Below are 271 nucleotides of genomic sequence, written 5' to 3' on the forward strand. Positions count from 1 at the left end.
GCAAGTCCGCGAACATTCTGCTCGACGACGTCGATCTCGAAGAGGCCGTCAAGCGCGGCGTGGCTGCGTGCTTCGTGAACTCGGGCCAGTCGTGCTCGATTCCGACGCGCATGCTGGTGCCGCGTCATCTGATGAACGACGCCGCGCAGATCGCGAAGCGCGCAGCGGAAACGTATCGCGTCGGTCCGACCGACGATGCTTCGACGCAACTCGGCCCGCTCGTCAACCGCAACCAGTTCGAGCGCGTGCAGGCGTTGATCCAGACGGGCAT

At 64.6% G+C, this 271-nt stretch carries 1 protein-coding gene; it reads left to right on the top strand.

Annotated features, from left to right (window positions below; translation table 11 throughout):
* Positions 1 to 271, top strand: a 271-nt coding sequence (locus tag SB753_RS37435) for an aldehyde dehydrogenase family protein (protein ID WP_410805200.1), incomplete at both ends; no start/stop codon positions are given.

The organism is Paraburkholderia sp. SIMBA_053 (genome assembly GCF_046534895.1).
In the GTDB taxonomy this organism is placed as follows: Bacteria; Pseudomonadota; Gammaproteobacteria; order Burkholderiales; family Burkholderiaceae; genus Paraburkholderia; species Paraburkholderia caledonica.